General features: G+C 50.0%; 4 protein-coding genes. All 4 read left to right on the forward strand.

What is annotated here, in order from left to right:
* Positions 1–152: 152 nt before the first annotated feature.
* The 4 genes from CYR55_RS22895 to CYR55_RS23715 are packed head-to-tail and all read left to right on the forward strand — an operon-like array spanning position 153 to position 1,184.
* Entirely contained in the window at positions 153–422 is a 270-nt protein-coding gene (locus tag CYR55_RS22895) for a hypothetical protein (RefSeq protein ID WP_146001044.1), read from the forward strand.
* A 27-nt stretch (positions 423–449) separates the two neighbouring features.
* Positions 450–752 (forward strand): hypothetical protein, encoded by a 303-nt coding sequence (locus CYR55_RS22900; protein ID WP_101818586.1) that lies wholly within the window; start codon positions 450–452, stop codon positions 750–752.
* Positions 749–1,000: a hypothetical protein gene (locus CYR55_RS22905; protein WP_101818587.1), complete on the forward strand. Its 252-nt coding sequence runs from the start codon at positions 749–751 to the stop codon at positions 998–1,000. The genes CYR55_RS22900 and CYR55_RS22905 overlap by 4 nt, the downstream gene beginning before the upstream one ends.
* 13 nt (positions 1,001–1,013) lie before the next feature.
* Positions 1,014–1,184 carry a hypothetical protein gene (locus CYR55_RS23715; RefSeq protein ID WP_165699661.1) on the forward strand — a complete coding sequence of 57 codons (171 nt, stop codon included), beginning with the start codon at positions 1,014–1,016 and terminating at the stop codon, positions 1,182–1,184.
* Positions 1,185–1,187 lie beyond the last annotated feature (3 nt).

The following is a 1,187-nucleotide window of genomic DNA, read 5'->3' on the forward strand; positions in this document are numbered from 1 at the left end:
GCTGGGCATAGCGGTGCCGGACATCTGCAAATTGACCCCGTTTGAGCTTAAAGAATATTCATCAACCCCTAACTAATAGAAATTAGAAGACTATGAACACTGCACACAATAAGCCTGAGCAATGCCCTAACTGTGAGAATAAAGAGCTACAGGTGATGTTCGACGACCTGTTACAGGAAGACGGGACAGAAGCGGATCTGTATTACAAGTGCTTTGAATGCGGCACGCAAATCACGGATGCAGGTATCGAAACACCGGCACATGTGACGATTCCGGTAAACATCATTAAGCATATTGATAGCCTCAGTCTCAACCGCCTGGTAGACATTACTCTGGAAGATGGGCACGCATCCCGGGAGGAACAGGAAACCATGGCGCACATTGTTTTCTGGTTGAAGCAGAGCCTCGAACAGAAGGCTTAACACTGATCGGCACGGAATAAGGCATCCATGAGGCTCTCATACGATAAAGCCTTTATCGAAAAGAAGATGGCTGGTGGTATGGAAATCATGGGTGCCGCGTGTATGAAAATGAAGGATCGCATTATGATTAAAGTTGGCCAAGTCTGGCGGGAAGTAGATAAGCGAGTTGACGGCCGGCTGGTGGAGGTTGTTGAATTTCACGATACAGGCCTGCCACGAAATGTGAAAATTAAATCCCTGGCTACCCAGCGCCATACCTGGGCAAGTGAAAGCCGGTTCAATGGCAAGACCTCGGGATATGAGCTGTTTAAGGACGTTGTAGGGGAATGATGAACAAGCAAGAGATCAAAGCTATTTTCCTCGCTCATGGTTTCCAGGAGAGGCTGCAAGCTGATGGCTCAATGGATTTGAACCCTTACGTCTATGAGGCCGCTGAGGCGCTTCTGGAGCGTTTTTGGATTGATACCAGTATCCGGTATCACTTGTTCGCATTAAACCGCGCGGTGACGCTCCTGCGCGCTCTGGCACGCTTTACCACGGCCGGCAGTACGACCTCGAGATTCCTATTTTCGTGTTAAAGGGGGCTCACTGATGTCTACCCTGACAATGATCGTCACCATTTTTGCCTCATGCCTGGTCGGATGGGCGACAGCTGAATACCGGTTAAAGGGCTGGCCGGCTGCCAAGCCACGCATTATCACGCTGGTAGGCGCGGCCATGCTCTGTGAACTGGCGCTGATCAAATACCTGTTTCTGTCCTGACAG

Source organism: Chimaeribacter californicus (genome assembly GCF_002858675.1).
GTDB lineage: Bacteria > Pseudomonadota > Gammaproteobacteria > Enterobacterales > Enterobacteriaceae > Chimaeribacter > Chimaeribacter californicus.